Annotated in this window: 27 protein-coding genes; 19 read left to right on the plus strand and 8 right to left on the minus strand. The window is 68.3% G+C overall.

The features are described from left to right. Positions 1-33: 33 nt before the first annotated feature. Complete coding sequence (locus NMI01S_RS05310; protein WP_062994888.1) at positions 34-417, minus strand: rhodanese-like domain-containing protein; 384 nt, start codon at positions 415-417, stop codon at positions 34-36. Positions 418-867: 450 nt separating this feature from the next. Between NMI01S_RS05310 and NMI01S_RS05315 the strand changes: the two genes are divergently transcribed. From NMI01S_RS05315 to NMI01S_RS05330, 4 genes are all read left to right on the plus strand, one after another. Further along, positions 868-1,476, plus strand: a complete 609-nt coding sequence (locus tag NMI01S_RS05315; RefSeq protein ID WP_062994889.1) for a hypothetical protein — start codon at positions 868-870, stop codon at positions 1,474-1,476. A 257-nt stretch (positions 1,477-1,733) separates the two neighbouring features. Next, entirely contained in the window at positions 1,734-2,357 is a 624-nt protein-coding gene (locus NMI01S_RS05320; RefSeq protein WP_036496963.1) for a superoxide dismutase, read from the plus strand. A gap of 203 nt (positions 2,358-2,560) precedes the next feature. After that, complete coding sequence (locus tag NMI01S_RS05325) at positions 2,561-3,088, plus strand: hypothetical protein (RefSeq protein ID WP_062994890.1); 528 nt, start codon at positions 2,561-2,563, stop codon at positions 3,086-3,088. 359 nt (positions 3,089-3,447) lie between these two features. Beyond that, entirely contained in the window at positions 3,448-4,164 is a 717-nt protein-coding gene (locus NMI01S_RS05330; protein ID WP_062995086.1) for a TMEM165/GDT1 family protein, read from the plus strand. Here the strand turns inward: NMI01S_RS05330 and NMI01S_RS05335 are convergent. Further along, positions 4,147-5,148: a helix-turn-helix transcriptional regulator gene (locus tag NMI01S_RS05335; protein ID WP_062994891.1), complete on the minus strand. Its 1,002-nt coding sequence runs from the start codon at positions 5,146-5,148 to the stop codon at positions 4,147-4,149. The genes NMI01S_RS05330 and NMI01S_RS05335 overlap by 18 nt on opposite strands. Positions 5,149-5,209: 61 nt before the next feature. On the opposite strand from NMI01S_RS05335, the gene NMI01S_RS05340 reads away from it, so the two are divergent. After that, complete coding sequence (locus tag NMI01S_RS05340; RefSeq protein ID WP_062994892.1) at positions 5,210-5,779, plus strand: DinB family protein; 570 nt, start codon at positions 5,210-5,212, stop codon at positions 5,777-5,779. Next, positions 5,779-6,216: a VOC family protein gene (locus tag NMI01S_RS05345; RefSeq protein ID WP_062994893.1), complete on the plus strand. Its 438-nt coding sequence runs from the start codon at positions 5,779-5,781 to the stop codon at positions 6,214-6,216. The genes NMI01S_RS05340 and NMI01S_RS05345 overlap by 1 nt, the downstream gene beginning before the upstream one ends. An 18-nt stretch (positions 6,217-6,234) precedes the next feature. Here NMI01S_RS05345 and NMI01S_RS05350 read toward each other — a convergent pair whose 3' ends face one another. Then, positions 6,235-6,975, minus strand: a complete 741-nt coding sequence (locus tag NMI01S_RS05350) for a TetR/AcrR family transcriptional regulator (protein WP_062994894.1) — start codon at positions 6,973-6,975, stop codon at positions 6,235-6,237. Positions 6,976-7,161: 186 nt separating this feature from the next. On the opposite strand from NMI01S_RS05350, the gene NMI01S_RS05355 reads away from it, so the two are divergent. Then, a complete protein-coding gene (locus NMI01S_RS05355; protein WP_036496958.1) occupies positions 7,162-7,929 on the plus strand; it encodes an SDR family NAD(P)-dependent oxidoreductase in 768 nt (255 codons plus the stop codon). 181 nt (positions 7,930-8,110) lie between these two features. After that, on the plus strand, positions 8,111-9,463 hold the full coding sequence (locus NMI01S_RS05360) for a lipase family protein (RefSeq protein WP_084512450.1): 1,353 nt from the start codon (positions 8,111-8,113) through the stop codon (positions 9,461-9,463). A 113-nt stretch (positions 9,464-9,576) separates the two neighbouring features. Here the strand turns inward: NMI01S_RS05360 and htpG are convergent, their stop codons facing one another. After that, positions 9,577-11,571 (minus strand): molecular chaperone HtpG, encoded by a 1,995-nt coding sequence (gene htpG, locus NMI01S_RS05365; RefSeq protein WP_062994895.1) that lies wholly within the window; start codon positions 11,569-11,571, stop codon positions 9,577-9,579. Then, positions 11,568-13,286 carry a TM0106 family RecB-like putative nuclease gene (locus tag NMI01S_RS05370; RefSeq protein WP_174554449.1) on the minus strand — a complete coding sequence of 573 codons (1,719 nt, stop codon included), beginning with the start codon at positions 13,284-13,286 and terminating at the stop codon, positions 11,568-11,570. Before NMI01S_RS05370 ends, htpG begins: the two co-directional genes overlap by 4 nt. Before the next feature lie 392 nt (positions 13,287-13,678). Here NMI01S_RS05370 and NMI01S_RS05375 point away from each other — a divergent pair, with 392 nt between their 5' ends. From NMI01S_RS05375 to rraA, 7 genes are all read left to right on the plus strand, one after another. Further along, the gene (locus tag NMI01S_RS05375; protein WP_062994896.1) at positions 13,679-14,320 is read left to right on the plus strand and encodes a DUF6474 family protein; all 642 of its coding nucleotides are present in this window, start codon (positions 13,679-13,681) and stop codon (positions 14,318-14,320) included. A 14-nt stretch (positions 14,321-14,334) separates the two neighbouring features. Next, on the plus strand, positions 14,335-14,940 hold the full coding sequence (locus NMI01S_RS05380; protein ID WP_062994897.1) for a hypothetical protein: 606 nt from the start codon (positions 14,335-14,337) through the stop codon (positions 14,938-14,940). A 74-nt stretch (positions 14,941-15,014) separates the two neighbouring features. Beyond that, positions 15,015-15,671 carry a YcnI family copper-binding membrane protein gene (locus tag NMI01S_RS05385; RefSeq protein ID WP_062994898.1) on the plus strand — a complete coding sequence of 219 codons (657 nt, stop codon included), beginning with the start codon at positions 15,015-15,017 and terminating at the stop codon, positions 15,669-15,671. Next, the gene (locus NMI01S_RS05390) at positions 15,668-16,222 is read left to right on the plus strand and encodes a copper resistance CopC family protein (RefSeq protein WP_084512453.1); all 555 of its coding nucleotides are present in this window, start codon (positions 15,668-15,670) and stop codon (positions 16,220-16,222) included. Before NMI01S_RS05385 ends, NMI01S_RS05390 begins: the two co-directional genes overlap by 4 nt. After that, positions 16,219-17,160 (plus strand): CopD family protein, encoded by a 942-nt coding sequence (locus NMI01S_RS05395; protein WP_062994900.1) that lies wholly within the window; start codon positions 16,219-16,221, stop codon positions 17,158-17,160. Before NMI01S_RS05390 ends, NMI01S_RS05395 begins: the two co-directional genes overlap by 4 nt. A 90-nt stretch (positions 17,161-17,250) precedes the next feature. Continuing rightward, positions 17,251-17,709: an SRPBCC family protein gene (locus NMI01S_RS05400; RefSeq protein WP_062994901.1), complete on the plus strand. Its 459-nt coding sequence runs from the start codon at positions 17,251-17,253 to the stop codon at positions 17,707-17,709. 64 nt (positions 17,710-17,773) lie between these two features. Further along, positions 17,774-18,259 carry a ribonuclease E activity regulator RraA gene (gene rraA / locus NMI01S_RS05405; RefSeq protein ID WP_039775068.1) on the plus strand — a complete coding sequence of 162 codons (486 nt, stop codon included), beginning with the start codon at positions 17,774-17,776 and terminating at the stop codon, positions 18,257-18,259. A 34-nt stretch (positions 18,260-18,293) separates the two neighbouring features. Here rraA and NMI01S_RS05410 read toward each other — a convergent pair whose 3' ends face one another. Continuing rightward, positions 18,294-18,515 carry an RNA-binding S4 domain-containing protein gene (locus NMI01S_RS05410; protein WP_030516732.1) on the minus strand — a complete coding sequence of 74 codons (222 nt, stop codon included), beginning with the start codon at positions 18,513-18,515 and terminating at the stop codon, positions 18,294-18,296. 156 nt (positions 18,516-18,671) lie between these two features. Here NMI01S_RS05410 and lysX point away from each other — a divergent pair, with 156 nt between their 5' ends. The 4 genes from lysX to NMI01S_RS05430 all read left to right on the plus strand — a co-directional run bounded on the left by lysX (position 18,672) and on the right by NMI01S_RS05430 (position 23,678). After that, on the plus strand, positions 18,672-22,007 hold the full coding sequence (gene lysX / locus NMI01S_RS05415) for a bifunctional lysylphosphatidylglycerol synthetase/lysine--tRNA ligase LysX (RefSeq protein ID WP_062995089.1): 3,336 nt from the start codon (positions 18,672-18,674) through the stop codon (positions 22,005-22,007). Positions 22,008-22,076: 69 nt separating this feature from the next. Beyond that, positions 22,077-22,706, plus strand: coding sequence for a histidine phosphatase family protein (locus NMI01S_RS05420; RefSeq protein WP_062994902.1), 630 nt, complete (start codon positions 22,077-22,079; stop codon positions 22,704-22,706). Between the two features lie 108 nt (positions 22,707-22,814). Next, positions 22,815-23,132, plus strand: coding sequence for a hypothetical protein (locus NMI01S_RS05425; RefSeq protein ID WP_245716715.1), 318 nt, complete (start codon positions 22,815-22,817; stop codon positions 23,130-23,132). A gap of 231 nt (positions 23,133-23,363) precedes the next feature. Beyond that, a complete protein-coding gene (locus NMI01S_RS05430; RefSeq protein WP_062994904.1) occupies positions 23,364-23,678 on the plus strand; it encodes a hypothetical protein in 315 nt (104 codons plus the stop codon). Between the two features lie 63 nt (positions 23,679-23,741). Here the strand turns inward: NMI01S_RS05430 and NMI01S_RS05435 are convergent, their stop codons facing one another. Together NMI01S_RS05435 and NMI01S_RS05440 are read right to left on the minus strand one after the other, a co-directional pair. After that, the gene (locus tag NMI01S_RS05435) at positions 23,742-24,665 is read right to left on the minus strand and encodes a cutinase family protein (RefSeq protein ID WP_084512456.1); all 924 of its coding nucleotides are present in this window, start codon (positions 24,663-24,665) and stop codon (positions 23,742-23,744) included. A 348-nt stretch (positions 24,666-25,013) separates the two neighbouring features. After that, on the minus strand, positions 25,014-26,483 hold the full coding sequence (locus NMI01S_RS05440; protein WP_062994905.1) for a glutamate synthase subunit beta: 1,470 nt from the start codon (positions 26,481-26,483) through the stop codon (positions 25,014-25,016). Between the last annotated feature and the right edge of the window lie 45 nt (positions 26,484-26,528).

Genomic DNA, 26,528 nt, shown 5'->3' on the forward strand with positions numbered 1-26,528 from the left:
GGTGTGCGGTTGCGCTCGTGGTTCGACGGCTCGTCAGTAGATTTTCGCCTCGGTGTCGCCCGCGCCGCTCAGCGGGCGTCCGGCCTGCTGCCAGGCCACCATGCCGCCGACCACCTGGTAGACCTCGAATCCCACGTGCGCGAGATACTTGGCGACCTCGATCGAGCGTCCGCCCTGGCGGCAGACGACGTAGATGTCGGCGTCGTAGTCCAGTTCGTCCAGGCGTGCGGGCACGTCGATCATCGGAATGTGCAGCGCGGCCGGCGCGTGGCCGAGCTGCCATTCGTCGTCCTCGCGGACATCGAGCAGGATCGCGGACGGGGCGCCGTCTCCGGATCCGGCGCCCGCCGCCGGCGCGGCGTCGAATTCGGCAGGCAGATCCTGGACCGGCACCGAGGGGATTTCGGAGCTCGTCACAATGGACGATCCTGCCACGTCCCCCGGATCGGCGGGGAGACCCGGCAGTCGATCGCCCGGGTGAACTCCAGGTTTGTTCCGGCCGTCCATACCGTGCCGCACGCCTCGGGCACACCGACCTGTGTATATCTCACCCCCAGTTATCCACATAATCCACAACCTCATCCACAGGTTGCGACTTGCGAGACCGGTCGGTTCGCATCAACCGATTCGGGAAAACGGAACGGGGGCCGCTCCGGGACTCCCCTCCTCGGTCCCGGAGCGGCCCCCGCTGCCGCATGCGGGTCTCCTGCGCTGGTCAACGGCGTATCACCGGCCGCTACGAGAGCCCGACACATACTTGGACGGGGCGGCTGAGCGATCGGTTCCCTCTCTTCGGCAAAAAAACGACAACACTAGCGAGAAACCGAAATACCGAGCTCTACGGCGGTGAATCGGTAGCCTGACGCTATGGACGCGAGCAGGGCGTTACTCGACGGATTGGATACGACCGGGCTCAACACCGCACTCGCCGAGGCGACCTGTCTCGGACTCGTGGTCGACGCCGCGGACGGACGACTTCGAATCGAACTGGAGGTACTCACCCTCCCCGGCGACGGCCAGCCCGCCGACGGCCGGGTGTCGCTCACACTGTCCGGGGTCAGCCGGGTCGCGGCATCCCTGCGCCGGCAGCGCTGGGACGATCTGGAACCGCGCATCTTCCCGCTCACCCTCGACACCCTCGGGGATGCCATCGCCGGATTCGGCGGTGGCGCCCTGCACGGCTGGGATTTCATCGACGTCGACGACAGTGGCTGGGCGCTGTGGCGCGAGCTGCTGAGTTTCGACACCACGATCAGCGATCGGACCCCGGCCCACGTCCTCGAGTTCTCGCAGCAGGAGGGCACCGACCCGCTCGAGCTGGATGTGCGGGTCTGGTTCGAGGACGTCACGATCGAGACCGCCGACGGAAGTCTGGTCGGCCTCGACGAATTCGTGGCCGGCGCGCGGCGCTGGTGGAAGGCGCACGACTCGTGCGATCCGCGCACCATGCTGCCCGACGTCGCACCGCCGATGTAGGCGGAGCCCACCGCCGAGAGGGCGGAACTCCGTACCGCGATCCGGGCGAATCCGCGCCGACATGCGTTCAGCGTGAATAAATCTCCGAGCCGGGGCATACCACGGGCGTGCGCCCTCGATCCTGGCCGAGCCGTCGATTTCGGGCCGTGGGAATCTAGGGTGGACCGGACCCGGTTGCATCGAGCGGGTGTACGAATGAAGGTTGGTGTGCTCGACATGACCGGGTACACGCGCCGACATCATGAGGAAGGGACATCGTGGCTGAGTACACGCTGCCAGATCTGGATTACGACTACGGCGCCTTGGAGCCTCACATCTCCGGGCAGATCAACGAGATTCACCACTCGAAGCATCACGCCGCATACGTCGCCGGCGTCAACACCGCGCTCGAGAAGCTGGAAGCCGCGCGCGAAGCCGACGACCACGGTGCGATCTTCCTGCACGAGAAGAACCTGGCCTTCCACCTCGGTGGTCACGTGAACCACTCCATCTGGTGGAAGAACCTGTCCCCCAACGGTGGCGACAAGCCGGTCGGGGACCTGGCCGCCGCGATCGACGACCAGTTCGGATCGTTCGACAAGTTCCGCGCGCAGTTCACCGCTGCCGCCAACGGCCTGCAGGGCTCGGGCTGGGCGGTGCTGGGTTACGACACCCTCGGCCAGAAGCTGCTGACCTTCCAGCTGTACGACCAGCAGGCCAACGTGCCGCTCGGCATCATCCCGCTGCTGCAGGTCGACATGTGGGAGCACGCCTTCTACCTGCAGTACAAGAACGTCAAGGCCGATTACGTGAAGGCGTTCTGGAACGTCGTCAACTGGGCCGACGTGCAGGAGCGCTTCGCCAAGGCCGTCGCTCAGGGCAAGGGCCTGATCTTCGGCTGATACGCCTCTCCGCGACTTCAGGCCATACCCGCCGGGTATGGCCTGAGTTGCGTTGCGGGCGTGTTACCTGCGATTTAGCACTCTCTGGTACTTGTGTGCCAGACATTGTTCGGGTCATTCTCGGGTACTCCTATCGCACGATAGGTCGAGGACGGGCTCGCTCATCGCGGAGCCGCCCCCGTTGACAGTTCGGGAGGCATCCGATGCGTACGAACAATCCGGTCGGGGTTACGCCGTTCCAGGCACGCGGCATATTGCGTGGCTTCGTGATCTCCGGGCGCTGGCCCGATACGACCAAGGAATGGGCGCAACTGCTGGCGCTCGCGGTGCGGGTGGCGAGCCTGCCCGGCCTGCTGACAACCACGACGGTCTTCGGCGCGCGCGAAGAACTGCCCGACGATCCGCGTCCGGACACCGTCGGACTGGTTGTGGCCGAGGGGCCGGTATTGGGCGAGGAAGCGATCGAACCGGGCCGCTTCGCCGATCATGTGCCGCCCGCGTTGATGATGTTGCATCCGCCCTCGGAGACCAATCCGTCGCTACCCGAATGTGTCGGCGCCGCGTCGGGATGTGTTCTGCTGCCCGGCATTCCGCATCTGGGGCTCGCACACCGGGCGGCGTGGGTGGAGGCCGAACTCGACGGCACGGTCACCTCGATGGTCAGCCGCGTGGGCGTGGACCCGATCTCGGATCCGGATACCGCGGTACTGGCCATGCTGCTCGCCGCCTGAGGCCCACGGGCACCCCGGCACCCGCGGCACGGACGTCCGAACGCGGTGCGGAGCCCCGGCGAAACACCTTCGACGGGTACCCGAAACTTTTCGGCCGCATCGCCAAACTTATTGTGCGCATTGCGATTTCGGCAACAGGGACTTGGCGGCAGCGCGCGGGTAAGGGTAGGCTGAAAGGCAGCGAAGGGGAGTAGCCCGCAATCGCATGGTCGACATACTGATCCGCTGGACGGATCCGGCCATCCGAACCGGTTTTCCGGTGGGCGAGACCTTCGGCCGACGACAGACCGTTCATACGGGCGTGGTCGGCTGAGGGCGCCCCGTCTTCGGCCGATACGCCGGAGACCTGGGAGCCGATGATGATCGCCGCGATACTACTGAGCTTCGGCGTGCTCTTCGTCGCCGAACTCGGCGACAAATCGCAGCTGATGGCCCTGACCTTCGCGTTGCGTTACCGCTGGTGGATCGTGCTGGGCGGTATCACCGTCGCGAGCGTGCTGGTGAACGTGATCGCCGTCGGCGTCGGACATTTCCTCGGAGCGGCTCTGCCCACCGACTTCATCGCACTCTGCACCGGCCTCATCCTGCTGGCGGTCGGCGTGTGGACGCTGTGGGCGGCCCGGCACGAGGAACCCGATCCCGACGAACCCGAGACCACCGGCCCCGCCTCCCCCGGCCGGGCCTTCCTCATCGTGATCTCGTCGTTCCTGCTCGCCGAACTCGGCGACCGCACCATGTTCGCCACCATCGCCCTGGCCTCCAATCACAACTGGGTGGCCGTCTGGGTGGGTTCGGTCGCGGGTATGGTCGCCGCCGGCGGTCTGGCCATCGCCATCGGCATCACGGTCGGCAAGCACATTCCGGAGCGGGCGGTCGCCGTCGCCTCCGGCCTGCTGTTCCTCTACATCGGTGCCGCCACCCTGCTCGGCGCGATAGCGCCGGACCTGGGCAAACTCGGCGAGTATTCGATCGCGGCGGTGGTGCCGCTGGTCGGCGGCGCGCTGTGGGGACTGCTCGGGCGGTCGAATCGGACCCACGAGGAGCCGGCGGAACCGCATTCACTGCACGGACGCTGAACGGCTCGCCGAACCGCGGTCGGCTCGGTCCGGTTCGGCTAGAGCCGACAGATCGCGGGCCAGATGAGCCGCCGCTTCGCGGAGTTCCGGAGGCTCCAGCACGTCGACCTCGAACCCCAGGCGGACGACGCGGACCGCGAGCCAGTCGAGGTCGTCGCCGGCCACTACCAGTACCGACCAACCGTCGCGATCGTCTTCGACGCGGCCGACCTGGGGCGGAATCAGGTCGCGTACCCGGGCGGAATCGGCGTGGACGCGGATCCGGGCGAGGAAGCGGTACGGCGCCTCGGCCACCGATCGCTGCACGTAGCCGACCGGATCCGGATGCTCACGCGGCCGGAAACGCCAGGTCGTGGCCCGCACCTCCCGCATGCGGTCGAGGCGGAAGGTGCGCCAGTCGTCGCGGTCGATATCGCGGGCCATCAGATACCAGCGCCGGCCGGTGGTGACCATGCGGACCGGTTCGACGGTGCGTTCACCGGCGACCCCGTTGCGGCCCGCGTAGTGGAAGCGGACCCGGACAGCGTCGCGGCAGGCCCGGGCGAGGGTCATCAGCAGTTCCGCATCGATCTCGATACCCGGACCGGCCATGGTCTCGGTGGCGTCGTGTACCGCGCGCACCTCGGCACGCAATCTGGGCGGCATCACCTGATCGAGCTTCGTCAGCGCCCGTAGCGCCGCCTCGCCCGCGCCGGCGACGGTTCCCCCGGTGGCCAGGCGCAGCGACACCGCCGTGGCGATGGCCTCCTCGTCGTCGAACAGCAACGGCGGCAGCCGCGTCCCCGCACCCAGCCGGTATCCGCCGCCGACCCCCGCCGTGGCCTGTACCGGATAACCGATCGCGCGCAGTCGTTCCACGTCGCGGCGCACCGAACGATCGGTGACGCCCAGCTCGTCGGCCAGTTCCGTAGCGGTCCACGACGGCCGGCGTTGCAACAGGGCCAGCAGCCGCAACACCCGCTCGGTAGTCGCTTCGACGGTCATGCGGTCATCGTGGCACAGATAGCGGAAGGTAACTGTCCGCTATTCGCGCGAAGCTGTGTCCATGACCGACTGGAACAGCCTGCTCCGCGAGCAGATCGACTGGCACTGGACACACCAGCTCCGGCCCCGGCTCGACGGACTCACCGACGACGAGTACTTCTGGGAACCCGTGCCCGATTGCTGGAATCTGCACCCACGCGGCGCCGGCAACGCACCGATCCAGGGCGGTTCCGGCGCGATGACCATCGACTTCGCGTTTCCACCGCCGGATCCAGCGCCGTTCACGACGATCGCCTGGCGGCTCGGGCACGTGATCGTCGGCGTACTCGCCGTCCGCAACGCCTCGCATTTCGGGCGCGCGGCCACCGACTACCACTCGTTCGAGTACGCCGAAACCGCGAAAGACGCCCTGGCACAGCTCGATTCGGAGTACGCCGACTGGATGGGCGGCATCGAATCGCTGGGCGAAGACGGCCTCGCCCGTCCGTGCGGAGCGGCCGAAGGACCCTATGCCGATTTCCCGTTCTCGGCGCTGGTTTTGCACATCAACCGCGAAATGATCCACCATCTGGCGGAGGTGTGCCTGCTGCGCGACCTCTACCTGCACCACAACCGACAGGAGGCGAGCTGATGGCCCGCGATGTCCAGATCACCTTCGACTGCGGCGATCCCGCGGAATTGGCCGCGTTCTGGGCCGAGGCCCTCGGCTACCGACTGCAGGACCCACCGCCCGGATTCCGGACCTGGGACGAGGCACTGGCGGCCATGAACGTGCCGCCGGAACGGCGCAACGACGCCTCGGCGCTGATCGATCCCGAGGGCGCCGGCCCGCGGCTGTTCTTTCAGCGGGTGCCCGAGGGCAAACAGGCCAAGAATCGGGTCCATCTGGATGTGCGGGCGGCCCCGGGCCTGACCGGCGACGACCGGATGGCCGCCTTGGAGGCCGAGGCCGAGCGACTGGTATCCCACGGCGCGACCAGGCTGCAGCGCCATGAACCCGCTCCCCCACTCGGCAACGGTCACATCGTGATGGCCGATCCGGAGAGCAACGAATTCTGCCTCGACTGAGCGCGCGCCCGGCCGTGGTCACCAGGGATCGAAATGCTCCCGCGGATCGGTACGACCGAAGGCGCCGGCGGGTACGCCGCCGAACAGATCGCCGCTGCGCTGGACCAGCTCGAGCATGGGCTCGCGCAATTCACGCAGCCCGTCCAGATCATCGGCCGCGACATGGGCGGTCACCATGGCGCTGAGGGCGGCGACCATGGTGCGGCAGGCGAAGCGCTGCTGATCGGTGCGGGCGTCGAGAATGCCGGCGACCAGGGAGACGAACGATTCCTGCAGCTCCGCGCGCCGTGCGATCGCCGCGGGACCGGCGGCGTAGACCTCGACGAGGAACAATCGCGCGGCGGCGGGTTCGGCGGCCAGCCCGTCGAGGTAGGCATCGAGCAAGGCGCCGATCGGCGGGGCATCGGATACGCCTGCGGGCTTTCGCGCGGATTCGCGGCCGTCCGCGCCGGTCTCGGCGGGCCGGTTCGATATCGGGCGCAGCGCCTCCTCGATGTGGGCGATGAGCTGTTCCACCGCGCGCTCGTAGGCGGCCTCGAAACAGTCCTCCTTGGAGCGGAACTGCTCGTAGAAGGTCTCCCGCGACACTCCCGCACGCTTGATCACCGCCGCGACCGACGTGCCCACATATCCGTGGGCGGCCATCGCATCCGCCATCGCCGCGAGAATTCGGTCGCGCTGGTCCCGGACGACCGTTTCCCGCGGGATACCGTGCCGGCCCCGAGGTAGCCGGCGGTCCGCGGGGGCCGAGGCGGTCATGTGGCAACTCCATCGTTCGATCGCGTACCAGTTCGCAAACGAAACTAGCTGGTTGTCTTCCATTCTGCGCGGTGCCGGCTTCCCACGCGGCGAACCCCCGGCTGTGACGGCACCCACGCCCGATATGGTGCTGTTGACGGAAGGCCAGTACCCATAGGGCCGTCACTAACGAGAGGACCAAACACCGTGGAGATTTCCGGCTCCGCCGCGATCATCACCGGAGCTGCGTCCGGTCTGGGCGCCGCGACCGCACAACGCTTCGCCGACCAGGGTGCGACCGTATTCGGTCTCGATCTGACTCAGTCGATCGAACGGGCCGGCGACAGCGTCCCCGCCGGTGTCACCCTGATCCCGACCGATGTGACCAGCAACGACGAGGTCGCCGCAGCGGTGGCGAAGGTCGTCGAATCCGGTGTGCCGCCGCGCATCGTGGTCAACTGCGCCGGTGTGGGCTGGGCGGGACGCATCCTGTCCAAGAACGGCCCCCACGACCTGGAGCTGTTCCGGACCGTGATCACCGTGAATCTGCTGGGCACCTTCAACGTGATGCGCCTGGCCGCCGACGCCATCTCCAAGACCGAACCGGTCGACGAGTACGGCCAGCGCGGCGTCGTGATCAACACCGCGTCGGTGGCGGCGTTCGAGGGCCAGATCGGCCAGATCGCCTACTCCGCCTCCAAGGGCGGCGTCGCCGGCATGACCGTTCCGGCCGCGCGCGACCTGGCCCAGTTCGGCATCCGCGTCAACACCATCGCCCCCGGCATCATCGACACCCCGATGCTGGCCGGCGTCACCGAGGAGTACCGCAAGGGTCTCGAGGCCGGTGTGCCGTTCCCCTCGCGCCTGGGCCGCCCGGACGAGTACGCGCAGCTCGCGCAGTACATCACCGAGCACGACTACCTGAACGGCGAAACCTTCCGCATGGACGGTGCGCTGCGCATGGCGCCGCGCTGACGTCGAGCCGAGGCCGACACGGAATCCCCGTGTCGGCCTTTCGCGCGTCGGGTTGTGAACGATCCCAATCTTGGCGGCAAGATTTCGGGGCGGGTGACCAGGTATTTCTCCCCAGCGGGAATTAAGGCTATGTTAAAGCTGATTCTACTGGGTAGTAAGTTCAAAAGGCCAGGTCGTAACGATGCAACTGGGTGACAGAGCACAGCACTCGAAGGCGAGTGGATCGCCGAAGCGGGGCGGGGGCGGCTTCCGCCGGATAGTCGCGCTCGGGGCCGCGGCGTGTGCGGGGGCGGCGCTGGGTTGCGCGGCCGCCGGCACCTCCACCGCCACGCCGGTGAGCGAGTTCTACACTCCCCCGGCACAATTCGCGACCACACCGGGCTCGGTGATCAAGACCGAGCCGATGCCGGTGTTCATCGCACCGCCCGGACTCGGGCAATGGCCGGTGAGCGCACAGAAGGTGCTGTACACCTCGCAGACCCAGGACGGCGGACCGGTCGCTGTCAGCGGGACCTACATCGACTCGGCTCGTCCGTGGCAGGGCACCGGGCCGCGGCCGACCGTGATCATCGCGCCCGGCACCTCGGGGCAGGGCGATCAGTGCGCGCCCTCGGAGGCGTTCTCCACCGGTCTCTACGCCGACATCACCCCGCCGAGCGTCTCCGCGAATCAGGAGGCGGTCTCGGCCATGGCGTGGAATTCGCTGGGCGCCCGGGTCTTCGTGACCGACTACATCGGACTGGGCACCCCCGGCGTCCACACCTACGTCAACCGCGTGGAGGAGGCACACGCCGTCCTCGACGCCGCGCGCGCCGCGAATGCGCTCTCCGGCACCGGACCGCAGACGCCGCTGGCCTTCTGGGGATACTCCCAGGGCGGCGGCGCGACCGCGGCGGCGGCGGAACTGCAGCCGCGCTACGCGCCGGAACTGGACCTGAAGGGGGTCTGGGCGGGTGCGCCGGTGGCCGATCTGTCGGCGGTCCTGCAGAAGATCGACGGCAACCTGATCGGCGGGGTGGTCGGATACGCCCTCAACGGATTCCTGGCCCGTTATCCCGACCTGAAGCCCGAATTGGACAAGCGGGTCACCCCGGCGGCGCTCGGCCTGCTCGAGGATCTGAAGAACGAGTGCATCGGCGACGTGATCCTGAAGCATCCGTTCCTGCGCGGCAGCGATTTCACCGCCGACCGCCGGCCCATCCTCGACAACCTGCGCGAAGTGCCCGCGGCCATCGACATTGTGGATCGCCAGCGCATCGGAACCCTCACCCCGGCCGCGCCGGTGCTGATCACCAGCGGCGTCAACGACGACACCGTCCCCTACGGACAGGCCCGGCAGCTGGCGGCGGATTGGTGCGGCCACGGTGCCACGGTCACCTTCCGCACCAACGATCTCCCGCCGATCCTGCCCGGCGCGGCCCTGCCGAATCACTTCGGGCCCGAGATCATCGACGGGTTCGGCACGAACAACGCCATCTCGTATCTGGTCGACCGGTTGGACGGGAAGCCGGTGCCCGGCTGCACCTTCGACTGACGGCGAGCTGCCGGGCACCCTCCGACTGCGCCCCGGCAGCGAACGGAACGAAAACGTAAGGCTCGCACGGTTTCCGTGCGAGCCTTACGCGTCGTGCGGCCGTGCCGTCCGGATCAGACGGTCTTCGTGAGCCGGTCCGCCAGCAATTGCGCGAAGTGGGCCGGATCCTTCAGTTCGCCGCCTTCGGCGAGAATCGCCGTGCCGTAGAGCAATTCGGCGGTCGCGGCCAATTCCCCCGACTTCTCCTCGGAGTCCTTGCTCCCGGAGTAGGCATCGCGCAGCCCGGTGACCAGCGGGTGCTCCGGGTTGAGTTCCAGAATCCGCTTGGATTCCGGGAGCGCCTGGCCGGACGCGCGGTACATGCGCTCCAGCTGCGGGGTGAAGTCGAAGACATCACCGACGACACAGGCCGGGGACGTGGTCAGGCGGGAGGACAGGCGGACCTCCTTGACGCTGTCGCTCAGCGTCTCCTGCAGCCACTTCAGCACATCGCCGAAATCCTTCTCCTGCTGTTCACGCAGCTGTTCGGAGGCCTTCTTCTCCTCCTCCGTCTCCAGATCGACCTCGCCCTTGGCGATCGATTGGAACGGCTTGCCGTCGAAGTCCGGCACCGAGCCGACCCACATCTCGTCGACCGGGTCGGTGAGGATCAGCACCTCGAGGCCCTTGGCCTTGAAGGCCTCCATATGCGGGGAATTCTCGATCTGCTGCCGGGATTCACCGGTCATGTAGTAGATCTTGTCCTGGCCCTCGGCCATGCGCTCCACGTACTGCGCGAGCGAGGTCGGCTCCGAATCCGAATGCGTCGAGGCGAAAGACGAGACCTGCAGGATGGTTTCGCGGTTGTCGAAGTCGGAGAGCAAGCCCTCCTTGAGAACTCGGCCGAATTCGTTCCAGAAGGTCTGGTACTTCGACTCTTTCGCGGCGGCGTCGTCGGAACCGGATTCGGCCGATTCGGCGCTCTGCATATCCTTGATCGTCGACAGCACCTTGCGGACCAGGCGCTTGCGGATCATCTGGATCTGCCGGTCCTGCTGCAGAATCTCGCGCGAGACGTTCAGCGACAGATCCTGCGCGTCCACCACACCCTTGACGAAGCGCAGATACTCCGGCATCAGCTCTTCGCAGTTGTCCATGATGAACACCCGGCGCACATACAGCTGCACCCCGCGCTTGTGCTCGCGCATGAACAGATCGAACGGCGCGTGCGACGGAATGAACAGCAGCGCCTGATATTCGAACGTGCCCTCGGCCTTGAGCGGAATGATCTCGAGCGGATCGTCCCAGGCGTGCGAGACGTGCTTGTAGAACTCCTTGTACTCCTCGTCGGAGACGTCGCTGCGCGGGCGCGTCCACAGCGCCTTCTGCGAATTGAGCGTCTGCTCCTCGAGGATCGTCTTTTCCTGCTTCTCCTCACCCTCACCCTCGGTGACGGTGCGCTCCACCTGCATCCGGATGGGCCAGGAGATGAAGTCCGAGTACTTCTTGACGATCTCGCGGAGCTTCCACTCCTGCGTGTAATCGAAGAGGTGATCGTCCTCGTCCGCGGACTTCAGATGCAGCGACACCGCGGTGCCCTGGGGCGCGTCGTCGAGGGTTTCGATGGTGTAGGTCGAGCTGCCGGCCGCGGACTCCCACCGGGTGCCCTCGGACTCACCCGCGCGGCGGGTGGTCAGCGTGACCTTGTCGGCCACCATGAAGGTCGAGTAGAAGCCGATACCGAACTGGCCGATGAGGTCTTCGGAGCTCACCGCGCCCTCGCCGCCCTTGGATTCCAGCAGCTGGCGGCGCAGTTCCGCGGTGCCGGACTTGGCCAGGGTGCCGATGAGATCGACCACCTCGGCGCGCGACATGCCGATGCCGTTGTCGCGGACGGTCAGCACCCGGGCGTCCCTGTCGACCTCGAGTTCGATATGCAGATCCGAGGTGTCGACCTCGAGATCCTTGTCCCGGAACGACTCGAGCCGCAGCTTGTCCAGTGCGTCCGAGGCGTTCGAGATCAATTCCCGCAGGAAGGTGTCCTTGTTCGAGTAGACCGAGTGGATCATCAGTTCCAGAAGCTGATGGGTCTCGGCCTGAAACTCCAGTTGTTCGACGTGATCGGTCACGTGCAGATATTACGACGGACCGCGGGTGGCTCGCGAAAGTCGGTCATCGCGGGAACCTCCGCGTCGGCACTGTGCGCCCGCGGTTGCGCGGGCGCCATCCATTCGCGCAGCACCTGGGTGGCGCGGACGTCGTCCTCGTTGTACTCCAGCAGGCGGGTGCGCTGCGACAGATCGGGCGCGCCGTCGTACCCGACCGCCAGGCGATACCAGCTCATCGACGCCTCGCCGCCGGCCTCGGGATCGCGCCAGCCGAATCCGGCGACCGGGGCGATCTTCTTGAGCCCCTTGCCGTTCGGGCAGATGAACTGCTCCGACACCGCCTGGAACATATCCACCCACTGCGGGCTGTCGACGAAGGCACGGACCTCGTCCTCGGTGGGGACGCCGGGCCGTCCGGCGAATCGGCGCGCCGATTCGTAGAGCCACTTGTCCTCGGCCGTCCGCGAGTAGCAGTAGGCGGCGAACGTCTTGCCCGCCGCGGCCGCGTCGGCGCGCACCGCCATCAGCCAGGTCCAGAATTCGGCGAACGAGCGGGCCTCGTCGGCGGTCGGCAGCGGGTCCCAGGTGAAGAAGGGGCGATACACCCCGTCGAGCAGCGTCCCCCACAGGTAGGCGCCGTACTCCTGATAGCTCTCCAGATCGACGTCGACCTCGACGTCGGCCCGGGTTACGCGCACCCGGTCCACGCGGCGGACCAGCGGCGCGCCCGAGATCCAGGCCCGCGCGGTCACGACCGTCTCGGCGAACGGCTCGTACTGCCAGTCCTCGGGTTCGTCGGCGGTCCACTCGGCCAGGTCGTCGATGGTCTGCACGCCGTGACGGCGCAGCAGTTCGGCGCGTGAGCCGGGTGCGACGAGGCTGACGTCGCGGTGGGCCGCCAGCCAGCCCTCGCAGCTCACCGCGGGCGGATCGGTGATATCCGGACGCTCACCACCGGTCACACCGGGCGCCCGCGTCCACCACGGGCACTGCCGGCATTCCGGCACCTTGGACGGAACGGTCGGCAGCTCGCCGCGCACCACCGCGATGCGGTCGGCATAACGCCGGTCGTACTCGTCGAGCACCGGGGCCAGATCGTGCACCAGGATCCGGTCGAAGTGATAGCCGATAGCGCCGCCGACCAGCGCGGGACTGGCCAGCCCGTGCCGCTGCAACATGCGATAGAGATGGGCCAGCCGCTGCTGGTCGCGCGGTTGGGTGCGGACCCGGACGTGCCGGTCGGGGCGCGGATCCCAGCGGTACAGGTCGGAGGTGGTGGGATGGAAATCGGCCGGATCCGGCTGGCGCGGGTCGGTCACCTTGTGGTTGACCACGATGATCGGGATGTAGCCGCCCCGGTCGGTATCGCGTAGCAGGATCTCGCAGCCGCCGCGACGGCCGGTATCGGACTCCTGCGGCAGCAACGCGCCCCAAATGTGCTGCGCACCTTCCGAACACGCGCGCAACGTGTCCTCGGCGCGGCCGCTCGCGTGCTGATCCGGGTCGATGATCACCCACGCCTGCGGATCGGCGGCGACGAGTGTGTCGCGAACCTTCGAGCGATGCGCGGTGGCGGCGTCGCGGCGCTGTTTGACACCCGCGTCCTCCGGCACCCCCAGCAGCCGTTCCGGATGAGTCGCGTCCAGATGCAGCCGGTGCCGGCAGCCGACCAGCGCGCGGGCGTCGACATAGGCGATGCGCGGCGGGTGCTCGCCGGACCCGGCGGACGCCGACAGGTTCGCCGGGTCGGCCGGTGCACTCGCCGTGCCGGCCGAAACCTGCTGCGCCCGTTCCACTTCGGCGGGCACCACGACGGTTCGTCGAGCAGCAGCCCGCCGCTCGTCGCCTCCGCCGTCCTCCTCGCGACCGTCTTGGTCGCCGCTGCCCGAATACACGCTAAGCAGTATGGTCCCTACCTACGACACTCCCGCGAACCGCCTGCGTGCGAGGCGTGCGCGGAGCCGCTACCTCGGCACTCACGCGGCCCGGAGCCCGCAACGGCACGCGCCCGGACCGCGCACCCGCCGCCGCGACGGCGCCACCGGGTGCGCATCCCGCTACAGTTGGCGCAAACCGTGTGGCATGTGGGTATATCAGCATGACGGAACTTCGTGACGGAGGGCTTTCGATGGGGTTGTTCACCAAGCGCAAGCGGCGTGCGGACCGCAAAGCCGAGGCGAAAGCCCTCAAGCACAAGGCCGCGATGGAGGCCAAACTCGGCGCCCGCAACGAACGCAAACGCCAGCGCGCCGAACTCCGCACCCAGCGCGACGTGGCCAAGGCGCAGATCGCGGCATTGAAGGCCGAGGAGAAGGCCGCCCTCAAGACCGCCGAACGCGCCGACCGGGAACTGCTCACCGCGAGCCAGGTGAAGAAGTATCTGGGCGTGGCGCGGGTGCTGGTGCCGGTGCTGGCGCCGCTGGCCTACCGGGCCGCCACCTTCGTCCGCGGCCAGATCGACACCCGCCGCGCCCACCGGCTGGGTATCGGCATCGGCGAACTGGGCAACTTCACCGGCCACGGCGCCCGCCTGCAGGCTCGCATCACCGGTGTGGAATCGACCCTCGCCGGTATCGAGAACTCCGGTGACAAGAGCGGCGAGACGCAGAAGTTCGTCGCCGCCACCCGTGACCGGCTCGCCAGCCTGTCCGCGGCCGTGCGCACCGCCGAGCAGATGCCCGCGCCGCGCCGCCGGGCGGTGCACAACTCCATCTCGCACGAACTCTCCGGCGTGGAAGCCGATATCCTCGCGCGCCTCGGCGTGCACTGACCGACCGTTTCGCCATGCTGCATCGTGCCCGGCCCGCGACCGGATCCCCGCCGTTCCGGCGAGCGGTCCGGCGGCCGGGCGTCGATGGGCTCCGGGGCGGGCTGGTCGGTACGGCGGTGGTGGTCCTCGCGACCGCCGCGCACGGCTGGGCCGACGGCGGCTACCCCGGCTCCGCGACGCTGGCGCTGCTCCTGCTGAGCGCGACGGTCACCGGAACCTTCGCCTCGATGCTGCCGCCCGCCGGCGGTGCGTGGGGCCGGACCGGCGTGCTGGCTGCGCTCGGCGGCGGACAGGCGGTCTCGCATATCGCGCTGAGTCTGCTGCCCGCCCACCGGCCGGGTGAAACATCCTGCGGGAGCGGCCTTTCCGGTCTGACATCGATCTTCCCGAGCAGCTGGATGACGCTGGCGCACACGCTCGCGACCGTGGCCTGTGCCGCGCTCATCATGGCCGTGGAACGTCTGTACGCCGCTGTCTCCCACTCGGTCCGGGCCGTCACGACGCGGCCGCTGCCGCCGGTGGATATCGCCGCGCCCCGGTGGCGGACCTGCGCGCGGCCACCGTGGCAGCACTGGCGCGCCGGCGCCCTCGGCTCCCGCGCTCCACCGGTACTCGCCTGAACCCCTCCCCGACCACAGGCATTTCCCCGGCATATCGCCGAGTACCGAGAAAGTCACCCATCGTGAGTTCACGCATGTCCACCTCACTGTCGCGCGCCCTGGTCGCGACCGGCGCCGCCGCAGGTCTCGCCCTGCTCGCCTCCGGCACCGCGGCCGCGCACGTCACCGCCGACGCGCCCGGCGCGGCCCAGGGCGGTTACGCCGTCATCACCTTCCGCGTGCCGACCGAATCGGCGACGGCATCCACCACCAAACTGACCGTCGCGCTGCCGCAGCTGTCCGCGGCCCGCACCGAACCCGTCGCGGGCTGGACCGCCAAGACCGAGAAGAACGACAAGAACCAGTTCACCTCCGTGACCTGGACCGCCAACCCGGGCAATCCCGGCATCACCCCCGAACAGTTCCAGCGCTTCGCCCTCGCGGTCGGTCCGCTGCCGAAGCAGGACAAGATCAGCTTCCCGGCCACCCAGACCTACAGCGACGGCAAGGTCGTCAACTGGAACGAACCCATGCCCGCCGGCGGCGACGAACCCGAGCACCCCGCGCCGAGCGTCACGCTGGCGGCCGCCGGATCCGATCACGACCACGCGGCCGGCATGTCGAGCGAGGCCGACAGTGACGAGTCCGATTCCGACAACACCGCGCGCTGGCTGGGCGGTATCGGACTGGTGCTCGGCGCCCTCGGCGCCGCGCTCGGACTCGGCAGCCTGATCCGGAGCCGGCGAGCATGATGCGCCGCATACTGTTCGCCCTGGTCGGTGCGCTGGCGCTGGGCGGACTGACGATCGCGGTCGCCGGTCCGGCCGCCGCGCATTCGACGGTGGTATCCACCGACCCCGCCGACGGCGCGAAACTCGCGTCCGGCCCGGCGCGGGTCAGCATCACCTTCAACGAGAATCTGCAGCCGAGCTTCCCGTCGCTGACCGTCGTCGGCCCGGACGGGAATCTGTGGTCGAAGGGCAAACCGGTGGTGGGCGGGGCGACCGTCAGCGTCGAGGTCGGGGACCTCGGCCCGGCCGGCACCTACACGATGGCGTACCGGGTCACCTCCGCCGACGGCCATCCGGTCAGCGGCACCCGCACCTTCGAGCTGACCACGCCCGGTCACGGGACACCGGGCGCCAAGGCCGACGCCGAGAGCAGCTCCGGTGGCGACGGTGATTCCGGTGGCGTACCGCTGTGGGTGTTCATCGTGGCCGCGGTCGTCCTGTTCGGCGGTGGATTGGCGTTCGCGCTGTTCGGCGGTCGCTCCCGACGGCCGGGCAGCGGCGGCAAACCATGAGGCCGGGGACGGCCGGCAGCAGATCGACCGCACTGCGTTACGCACTGCTGCTGGTCGTCCCGGCCGCCCTCGTCGGTGTCGCCGCCGGATGGACGCTCGCCGCACCCGATCCGGTACAGGCCGAGGCCCCCGTGCGCACCCTGGCCGACGGCTTGGGCGCGACGGTTCTCGGCCTGGCGGCTCTACCGCGCCTGCACGACCGGTTGCGGCCCGCGTGGCGCCTGCTGGCCGTGTTCGGCGGGCTCTGGACGGTCGCGGAATTCGTGCTGCTGTCCACCGAGGCCGCCGAGGTGGTCGGAGTCCCGCTGAGCCGGTTGCGCGCCGGCGACTTCGGCGACTACATCGCGCATGTCAGCGGCGGCCAGATCGGCATCGCCGTGCTGATCGGCACCGCGGCGGTCGCCTGCTACAGCACGCTGGCCTTCCGCCGACCGGAACGCGCGAGCGCCGATCTGGTGCTGGTCTTCGCCGCGGTGACGCTGGTGCTGCGGCCGATCACCGGCCATATGTCGCAGCAGACGCTGGGCTCGGTACTGGCCGCGGTGCACGCTCTCGCGGCGGCCGCCTGGTTCGGCCTGCTGCTGGCGCTGGCGCTGGTGGTGCGCACGCGCGGTGAATGGGCGGTGATCCTGCCGCGCTATTCCGGCTGGGCGCTGCCCGCGGTGGCGGCGGTGACGGTGACCGGCGTGGTCAACGGGCTGGTCCGTATCGGCGATCCGGCCGCGCTGGCCGACACCGGGTACGGCCGTATCCTGCTCGCGAAGACGGTCATGGCCCTCGCGCTGCTCGGGCTCGGCTGGTGGTGGCGGCGCAGCTGGGTTCCAGTGGCCACCGACCATCGGATGAGTGCGGACGATTCGCTGCGCCGGGCGCTGATCGAGGTGGTGGTCATGGCGGCAGTCTTCGGCTTGGCGGCGACACTGTCGGTGACGGCCTGAGTCCGAGCCCGGGCCGGATAGGCCCTGCGAACTGGAGTGATAGCAATTACATCCGGTCCGGGCCGGACTGCAACACGTTACGGTTATCGCATGACCGCAGTGAAGATCGTGGCCGATTGCGCCGCGCCGGCCGAGACCGCGTTCGACTACGTCAACGACTATCGCCATCTGCCGGAATTCGTCACCGAGGTCCATTCCTTCCGCCCGATCACCGATCAGGTGGCCGGGCTGGGCGCGACGTTCGACACCGAGATCAAACTCGGTCCCGCCTCGCTGACCTCCCGATTGCAGATCGTGCGCTGGGAGAAGAACGTCGCCATCGCGGTGAAGGCCGTGACCGGCTTCGAGATCGAATCGACCTTCCTGTTCCATCCCCGCGGCGACCGCGACTGCACGGTGGACGCCATCGTCGAATATCGGGTACCGGGCGGGCTCGCCGGCAAGGTGCTGGGCAAGACCATCGAGCCGTTCGTGAAACTGTCGGTCAAACACACCACCCACAATCTGACGACCAGGATCGCGGAGTATCAGCGCACCCTCGACAACTGAACCGGCCGGGCCCGCGGCGGAAGGTCTCAGGATTCGATCGCCGCCCGCATGGCAAGCTTATTTGGTGACCGATTCAGCAAACCTAGTGGCAACCGCCGACCTCGCCGATGAGATCGGCCCCGAGATTCGTAGCTGCGATACGCAATTCACGCAGTTCGGCGGCAATCCGGTGTTCAGCGGGCGCATCGTCACCATTCGCTGCTTCCAGGACAATCTGTTGGTCAAGCAGACTCTCAGCGAACCCGGTGAAGGACGTGTGCTGGTCGTCGACGGCGGCGCGAGCATCCACACCGCCCTCGTCGGTGACGTGATCGCCGGACGCGGCGTCGACAACGGCTGGTCCGGCGTCGTCGTCAACGGCGGCGTGCGCGATTCGGCGATTCTGCGCACCCTGCCCATCGGCATCAAGGCGCTGGGCACCAACCCGCGCAAGAGCACGCAGACCGGATCCGGCGAACGCGATGTGCCGGTCGAATTCGGCGGCGTCACCTTCGTTCCGGGCGAGATGCTCTACAGCGATCACGACGGGGTCGTCGTCCGCGCGGAATGAGGCGCCGATCGCCGCCGGGCCCCCGCTCGCCGACCTATCCGCCTGCCACCCGCACGCGGTGGCCGGCGAGTGCGACCACGTCACCGGCATGGAGCTGGCGGCCCCGCCGTAGTTCCACCTCGTCGTTGACGCGCACGAGCCCGGCGGCGATCACGGTCTTGGCCTCCGACCCGCTGTCGATGAGATTGGCCAGCTTCAGGAATTGCCCGAGTCGAATGACTTCGTCTTCGATCGGCACATCGACTGGATCCGACATGGGTTACATCTTTACCGCCGCGCCCGGCGGGCCGCACGCCGCCCCCGTCGCGATGGGTACCGGGGTCCGGCGAAAGGATCGAATATGACCGTGCACGAGCAGGACTCGCCCGGTGGCCTTCTCCCCTCGGGCGGTCCCAGCCCGCACACTGGTGCGGTGACTTCCACGCAAGACCAGCTTCACTCGCGCGACCGCAGTTCCCCTACCTCACCGGTTCCGCATCGCGCCCACGGTCGGCTGAGTGAAGTCCCCCACCTGGTCGGCCTGGTTCTCGGCGTGTTTTCGATTCTGTGTGCGCTGTGGAGTATTTCGCCCGGCCTGCGCTACATCACCACGGTCCCGAGGCACTACCTCGACGCCTATTATTTCGACGCGCCCGACACGAACCTGATGTGGGCGGTGATCGTCGGTCTGCTCGCCGGCGCGACCGCGTCCCGGAAACGTATCGCCTGGTGGTTGCTGGTCGGGTACATGGCGCTGTTCGCGCTCGCCAACGGACTGGATTTCGCCGAGGAACAGGATCCGCACGCGCTGGCCGCGCTGTTCGTCCACCTGGCGGTGATCGGCCTGATGATCGCAGCGTGGCCGGAGTTCTACACCCGGGTGCGGCGGGGCGCGGTGTGGAAGGCGCTCGGTGTCCTGGTCAGCGGGCTGACCATCAGCAGTCTGCTCGGGTGGGGGCTGGTGGAACTGTTCCCCGGCAGCCTGCCGCGCGGCGCGCAACGCCCGCTGTGGGCGGTCTCGCGGGTCACCGCGACAATTCTGGTGGCGGACAACAACTTCGACGGACACCCGCCGCATGTGGTGAATCTGCTGCTCGGCCTGTTCGGTGCGATCGCGCTGCTGGCGGCGGCGCTGGTGCTGTTCCGCTCCCAGCGCGCCTCCAACGCCATGACCGGACTGGACGAATCGGCGGTGCGCGGCCTGCTCGCCCGTTCCGATGTCGAGGATTCGCTGGGCTACTTCGCGACTCGCCGCGACAAGGCCGTGGTGTTCGCGCCCAGCGGTAAGGCGGCGATCACCTATCGCGTCGAACTCGGCGTCTGCCTGGCCTCCGGCGATCCCATCGGTGTGCGGGAGGCGTGGCCGCAGGCCATCGATGCCTGGTTGCGACTGGCCGACGAATACGGTTGGGCCCCGGCCGTGATGGGTGCGGGTGAACTCGGCGCCACCGCCTATCGCCGGGCGGGCCTGTCCGCCCTGCGTCTGGGCGACGAGGCGATTCTCGACACCCGTTCCTTCTCGCTGGCCGGACCCGAGATGAAGCAGGTCCGCCAGGCCGCCAACCGTTTACACAAGCAGGGCTTCACCGTCCGGGTCCGCCGGCACGGCGAACTGTCGCCGGACGAGATGGCGCAGATGATCGCGCGCGCGGATTCCTGGCGCGACACCGAAACCGAACGCGGCTTCTCGATGGCACTGGGCCGGCTCGGCGACCGGCTCGACGGAGACAGCCTGCTGGTGGAGGCGCTCGACCGCGACGGCCGCGTATGGGGCATGCTCTCGCTGGTGCCGTGGGGCCGCAGCGGTGTCTCGCTCGATGTGATGCGACGAGATCCCAAGGGCCCCAACGGAATCATGGAATTCATGATTTCCCAGCTGGCGCTGACCTCGGAACAGTACGGGATCACCCGGGTCTCGCTGAACTTCGCGGTGTTCCGCTCGGTCTTCGAGGAGGGCGGCCGGATCGGCGCCGGCCCGGTGCTGCGACTGTGGCGCAGTGTGCTGATGTTCTTCAGCCGCTGGTGGCAGCTCGAGGCGCTGTACCGGTCGAATGTGAAATATCAGCCGCAGTGGGTACCACGGTTCTTCATCTTCGAGGAACGCCGCCAGCTGCCGCGGGTGGCGTTCGCCAGTGCGCTGGCCGAGGGCTTCCTGCCGCGCTTCGGCAAGCAGCCGGACGCCTCGGCGCACACCGGACTTCATTCCGCGGTACCGCCCACCCTCACCGGGCTGCACGCCGACGGCAGCCCGCCCGAGGCGCCGCCCTCGGAACTCGAACAGGCCGCCGCCCGCCGCCCCGAACAGGTGCGCGTGCGGATGGACAAGGTGCGCCGGCTCGAATCGGCCGATATCGACGCCTACCCGGTGGCCTACGCGCCGACCCATTCGATCGCCGATGCCCGCCGCTCCCCCAAGGGCACCACGGTGCGGGTCTGCGGGCGGCTGTTGCGGATCCGCGACCACGGCGGCGTCACCTTCGCGGCGCTGCGCGACTGGTCCGGCGACATCCAGATCCTCATCGACCGGGACCGGGTCGGCGCGCGCCGCTCGAGTTCGTTCGGCGAGTACTTCGATCTGGGTGATCTGATCGAGGTGAGCGGCCAGATCGGCACCAGCCGCCGCGGCGAACTGTCGTTGCTCGCGCAGGACTGGCGGATGATCGGCAAATGCCTGCACCCGCTGCCGGACAAGTGGCGCGGACTCGCCGATCCCGAGGCGCGGGTGCGTCAGCGCTACGTCGATATGACGATCAACGTCGAGGCACGCGAGGTGCTGGCCAAACGCAGCGCGGTGGTGCGGTCGCTGCGGGACACGTTGAACGGCTGGGGTTTCCTCGAGGTCGAGACGCCGGTACTGCAGCAGGTGCACGGCGGCGCCAACGCCGCGCCCTTCCGCACCCACATCAACGCCTACGATCTCGACCTCTATCTGCGCATCGCACCGGAGCTGTATCTCAAGCGGCTGTGCGTGGGCGGGATGGAGAAGGTCTTCGAACTGGGCCGGGTGTTCCGCAACGAGGGCGTGGACTACAGCCACAATCCGGAATTCACGATTCTGGAAGCCTACGAGGCGCACAGCGACTACGAGCGGATGATGCACGCGTGCCGCCAGTTGATCCAGAACGCGGCGATCGCGGCCAACGGCGCCTGCGTAGCCCTGCGACCGGATGCGGACGGAACGCTGACCGAGGTCGACATCTCCGGCGACTGGCCGGTGCGCACCGTGCACGGTGCCATCTCCGAAGCCGTCGGCGAGACCGTCACCCCCGACACCCCGGTGGATCGGCTGCGATTGCTGTGCGACAAGGTCGAGGTGCCGTATCAGCCGGGCTGGGACGCCGGGCAGATCGTGCTCGAGATGTACGAGCACCTCGTCGAGGACCGGACCCTGGAACCTACCTTCTACATCGACTTCCCGACCTCCGTCTCACCGCTGACACGCGCGCATCGCCGCATCGACGGTGTCGCCGAACGCTGGGATCTGGTGGCGTGGGGTGTCGAACTCGGCACCGCCTACAGCGAACTGACCAATCCGATCGAACAGCGCCGCCGCCTGACCGAACAGTCGCTACTGGCCGCGGGCGGCGACCCGGAGGCCATGGAGCTGGATGAGGATTTCCTCGAGGCGCTGGAATTCGCGATGCCACCGACCGGCGGCCTGGGTGTGGGCGTGGACCGCGTGGTCATGCTGATCACCGGCCGCAGCATCCGCGAAACCCTGCCGTTCCCGCTGGTCAAACCGCGCACCAGCCAAGGCGACGGACGTTGAGCGCCCCCTCGGCGTCCGCGGCGCGCACCCGTTCGCGAACCGGGAACCGGCGTCCGGCACAGTAGATCCGTGCAGCTTGTTCTCGTTCGTCACGCCCAGCCCGGACGGGTGCTGACCACCTCCGGTCCCGCCGATCCCGAACTCACCGAACTGGGTGTCGAACAGGCCCGGCGGGTACCCGCGGTGATCGCCCGCTTCGCGGGCGGCGAACATCGCATCGCGCGGGTGGTGAGCAGTCCGCAGCGGCGGGCCCGCGATACCGCCGCGCCGACGGCCGAGAAGCTGGGACTGCCGGTCGAGGTGCTCGACGGGCTGGCCGAATACGACCGCGACCTACCCGCCTACATCCCGATCGAGGAGGCCAAGCGGGACTTCCGCGCCACCTACGACCGGATCAAGGCCGGACATCTGCCCGAACAGATCGACGGGCCCGCGTTCGTGGCGCGGGTGCTGGGCACGATCGCCGATATCGTCGCGGCCGCCGAACCGGCCGATACGGTCGTCGCCTTCGCCCACGGCGGAGTGATCAACGTACTGCTGCAGGACGTACTCGGCCTCGAACGGCCGCTGACCTTTCCGATCGACTACTGCTCGATCACCCGAGTGCTCTTCTCGCGCAGCGGGACCCGGACCGCGGCGACGGTGAACGAGAACAGCCACGTCTGGGAACTGTTGCCGCGCAACCTGCCGGTGGACTGAACGGCCGCCACAATTCACAGCCGATTACCAGCGCGATCGACTGCCCGTCCCAGGGTCGAGTCGTTCGATGAGTGACCACGGGCCCCCGCACGACGGCCCGTGTTCCGAGTGAAAGGTAATCCGTTGCTCTCCAAGAGTTCTTCGCGCCGCAGGCTGATCGCCCGCATCGCCGTCGCCGGCGCCGTCGTCGCCGCCCCCGTGGCAGCGGTCGCGGTTCCCGCCTTCGCCGACACCCCCTCCGCCGCGCCCGTCGACTGGCACGACACCGACCATGACCACGACGGCTGGCGTCATCACCACGATCACGACCACGGGCCCTGGCAGCCGGGTCCGGGCGGTTTCCTGCCCGGCGGACCCGATGGCTTCCTGCCCGGCGGACCCGGCGGCTTCCTGCCCGGACCGCCTCCCACCGGCTCGTTCGGCTGATCGACCGCGACGGCACCCGAGGGCCGCTCCTTTTCCGGAGCGGCCCTCGTTGCTGTGTGGGGCACATATTCGGGATTCGCGGCCCGTGACCGAGTCGCTTCAAAGTTCATTCACAGTTCGCGGACATCGCCGTCCCAGCCGGGGGCGTTTCGATGTACTCGTGAGCCGCCGGGCCGACCGGCCCGAAACCGACAGCGCGGCTCCATATTTCGCAGACGAAAGGCCGAAACCTTGCAGACCACCGCGAAGCCGAAGAACCGCACCCGCCGCCTCGTGACCCGCGTCGCCGTCGCCGGCGCGCTCGTCGTCGTTCCCCTGTCCGCGCTCGCCGTGCCGGCCTTCGCCGACACCCCCGCCAACGCTCCCAGCGCGGTCGCGATCGATCGTGACAACCACCCCGGCGACCGCGATCACGACGGCGACCACCGCGGACCCGACGGCGACCACCGCGGCGACAACCGTGGAGATCGGGACCGCGGACCGGAGAACCAGCCGGCTCCCGCTCCGCAGCTGCCTCAGCTCCCGCCGACCGGTTCCGCCGGCTGATCCCGGAAACGGCGAAGGCCACCCCGCTCGATGCGGGGTGGCCTTCACGGGTGGATCACCGGCTCATGCCATTCCGGCGATCCAGTTGTGCATCCAGGAGATCGCGGTCTGACCGCCGCCCACCGAATAGCTGCCGTAGGAGGTGTGGGTGCCGGACTGGTAGAAGTGCTCGAGCTGCTCCACCCGCTGCTGGTTGGCGTCGTCGGTGAGCTGCGACTGCAGAGCCGCGACACCGCCGTGCGCCATCAGATCGCCGATGATCGAACCCGCCTCGAGCTGGTAGCGCCACAGGTTGGCCGCGCTCGCACCGGAGGCCTGCGCCAGGAAGCCGGCGAAGCGGGTGACGTAGTCGGTGTCCTCGGTGGAGCAGTACAGATCACCGGCCGCGCAGATGGTGCGCACCCGGTCGCTGAGGAAGCCGAATCCACCCACGCGCGGACCACCGGCGCCGGCGCCGCCGACCACCGGGCCGACCTGGACGTCGGTGGGCGAACGGCGCGGATCGGAGATCAGGCCGACACCCGAAACGCGGTCCGGCGTAACCACGCCCAGGCCGGTGCCGATCTCGGCCGCCAGATCGCCCGCGGCATCCGCACCCTGGCTGTAGCCGACGATCGCGTAATGCGTACCGGCGCAGCGGGCCGCCATCCCCTGGATGAGGCCGCGCGCGTTGTCGGTCGCCTCCTTCTTGGACGCGCCGTAGACATCGCCCTCCCACGGGAAGGCGGTCGCGGCGTAGCTGACGTAGTCGACGTCCGTCGAACTCGGCAGGCCGCGGGTCACACCGGACAGCATCCCGGGGCCGACCATGTGATCGGGCTTGTGGTCACCGGTTTCCCAGGTGCCCGGAATCGCGACGACATACAGGCTCGGGCATCCGGGATCCGCACTCGCGGAACCGCTTCCGATGGCGGTACCCGACACTGCCATACCAGCCAGTACCGCGACTGCCGCCCCGGCGGCCGCGACAACCTTCTTCAACCGCATGCTGCTCCAGTTCAAGCCAGCCCTCGCCGGGGCTCCTCATATGTATTCGCCGCTGATGATGCCGCCGCCACATTGCCGCGCGGTAAATTCCCGGCGAAGCAAAAACCGCCCGCATCCGTGACGCGCGGCAGCGAGACGACCTCGCGACAACGAGTCCGGACACGGACCAAGAGCATTTACGACATACCGGTGCTCAGGATAACGGCGGCATCGAGGAACTGCCATCCAAGCTCGAAATCCCGTCCGATTTCCGATGTTTGAGACCCGGGTACACGTTTCCGCACTACACAGCGAAAAAGCAGGCGTCCACGGGCTCGAAAGCCCGTGGACGCCTCTGATTTTCGGGACTCAGCGCTGAGCGACCGCCGTCGGAGCGATCGGCGCCGGCAGCGCGGTCTCGCCCTCGAGGTGCTTGTCCACCGCCGACGCGGCGGCCCGGCCCTCGGCGATGGCCCACACGATCAGCGACTGCCCACGCCCCATATCGCCGGCGACGAAGACGCCGGGAACGGTGGTCTGGAAGTCCTTACCGCGCTTCACGTTGCCGCGCTGGTCGTAGCCGACGCCGAGATCCTCGAGCAGACCCGGCTTCTGCGGGCCGACGAAGCCCATCGCCAGCAGGACCAGATCGGCCTCCAGGGTGAAGTCGGTGCCCTCGACCTTCTCGAAGCGGCCGTTGACGTTGCGGACCTCGTGCGCCTGCAGTCCGGTCACCTTGCCGTCCTCGCCGATGAACCGCTCGGTGTTCACCGAGAAGACGCGCTCGCCGCCCTCTTCGTGCGCCGAGGAGACCCGGAACATCAGCGGGTAGGTCGGCCACGGGGTCGACTCGGCCCGCTCGGCCGGCGGCTTCGGCATGATCTCGAACTGGTGGATGCTGGCCGCACCCTGCCGGTGTGAGGTGCCCAGGCAGTCGGCGCCGGTGTCACCGCCACCGATGATGACGACCTTCTTGCCCTTGGCGTGAATCTGCGGCAGGCCCTCCTCGTCGGCGACCGGATCGCCCAGCTGAACGCGGTTGGCCAGCGGCAGGAATTCCATCGCCTGGTGGATGCCGTCCAGATCGCGACCCGGAATCGGCAGGTCCCGCGCGATGGTGGAACCACCGGCGAGCACCACCGCGTCGAACTGCTCGCGCAGCTGCTCGGCGGTGATGTCGACGCCGACGTTCACGCCCGCCTTGAAGATGGTGCCCTCGGCCTCCATCTGCGCCAGGCGGCGGTCGATGAAGCGCTTCTCCATCTTGAATTCCGGAATGCCGTAGCGCAGCAGACCGCCGATGCGGTCGTCGCGCTCGAACACCGTGACGGTGTGGCCGGCGCGGGTCAGCTGCTGGGCCGCGGCCAGACCGGCCGGACCCGAACCCACGACCGCGACCTTCTTACCGGTCAGGCGAGTCGGATAGACCGGCTGCACCCAGCCCTCGTCGAAGGCGTTCTCGATGAGCTCGACCTCGACCTGCTTGATGGTGACCGGATCCTGGTTGATGCCGAGCACACACGACGCCTCACACGGCGCCGGGCACAGCCGCCCGGTGAACTCCGGGAAGTTGTTGGTCGCGTGCAGACGGTCGATGCCCTCGCGCCAGCGATCCCGGTAGACCAGGTCGTTCCACTCGGGAATCAGGTTCCCCAGCGGGCAGCCGTTGTGGCAGAACGGGATACCGCAGTCCATGCAACGGCTGGCCTGGGTCTGCAGGGTCTGGTGGGAGTAGTTCTCCTCGTAGACCTCTTTCCAGTCCATCAGTCGCAGCGGTACCGGACGGCGGGTGGGCAGCTCCCGCTTGGTGTGCTTCAGAAATCCCTGTGGATCACCCACGTGCGGCCTCCGTCTTGTCGCCTCTCACGGCCGTCCGTGCGTCTT

It is taken from the genome of Nocardia mikamii NBRC 108933 (assembly GCF_001613505.1).
In the GTDB taxonomy this organism is placed as follows: domain Bacteria; phylum Actinomycetota; class Actinomycetes; order Mycobacteriales; family Mycobacteriaceae; genus Nocardia; species Nocardia mikamii.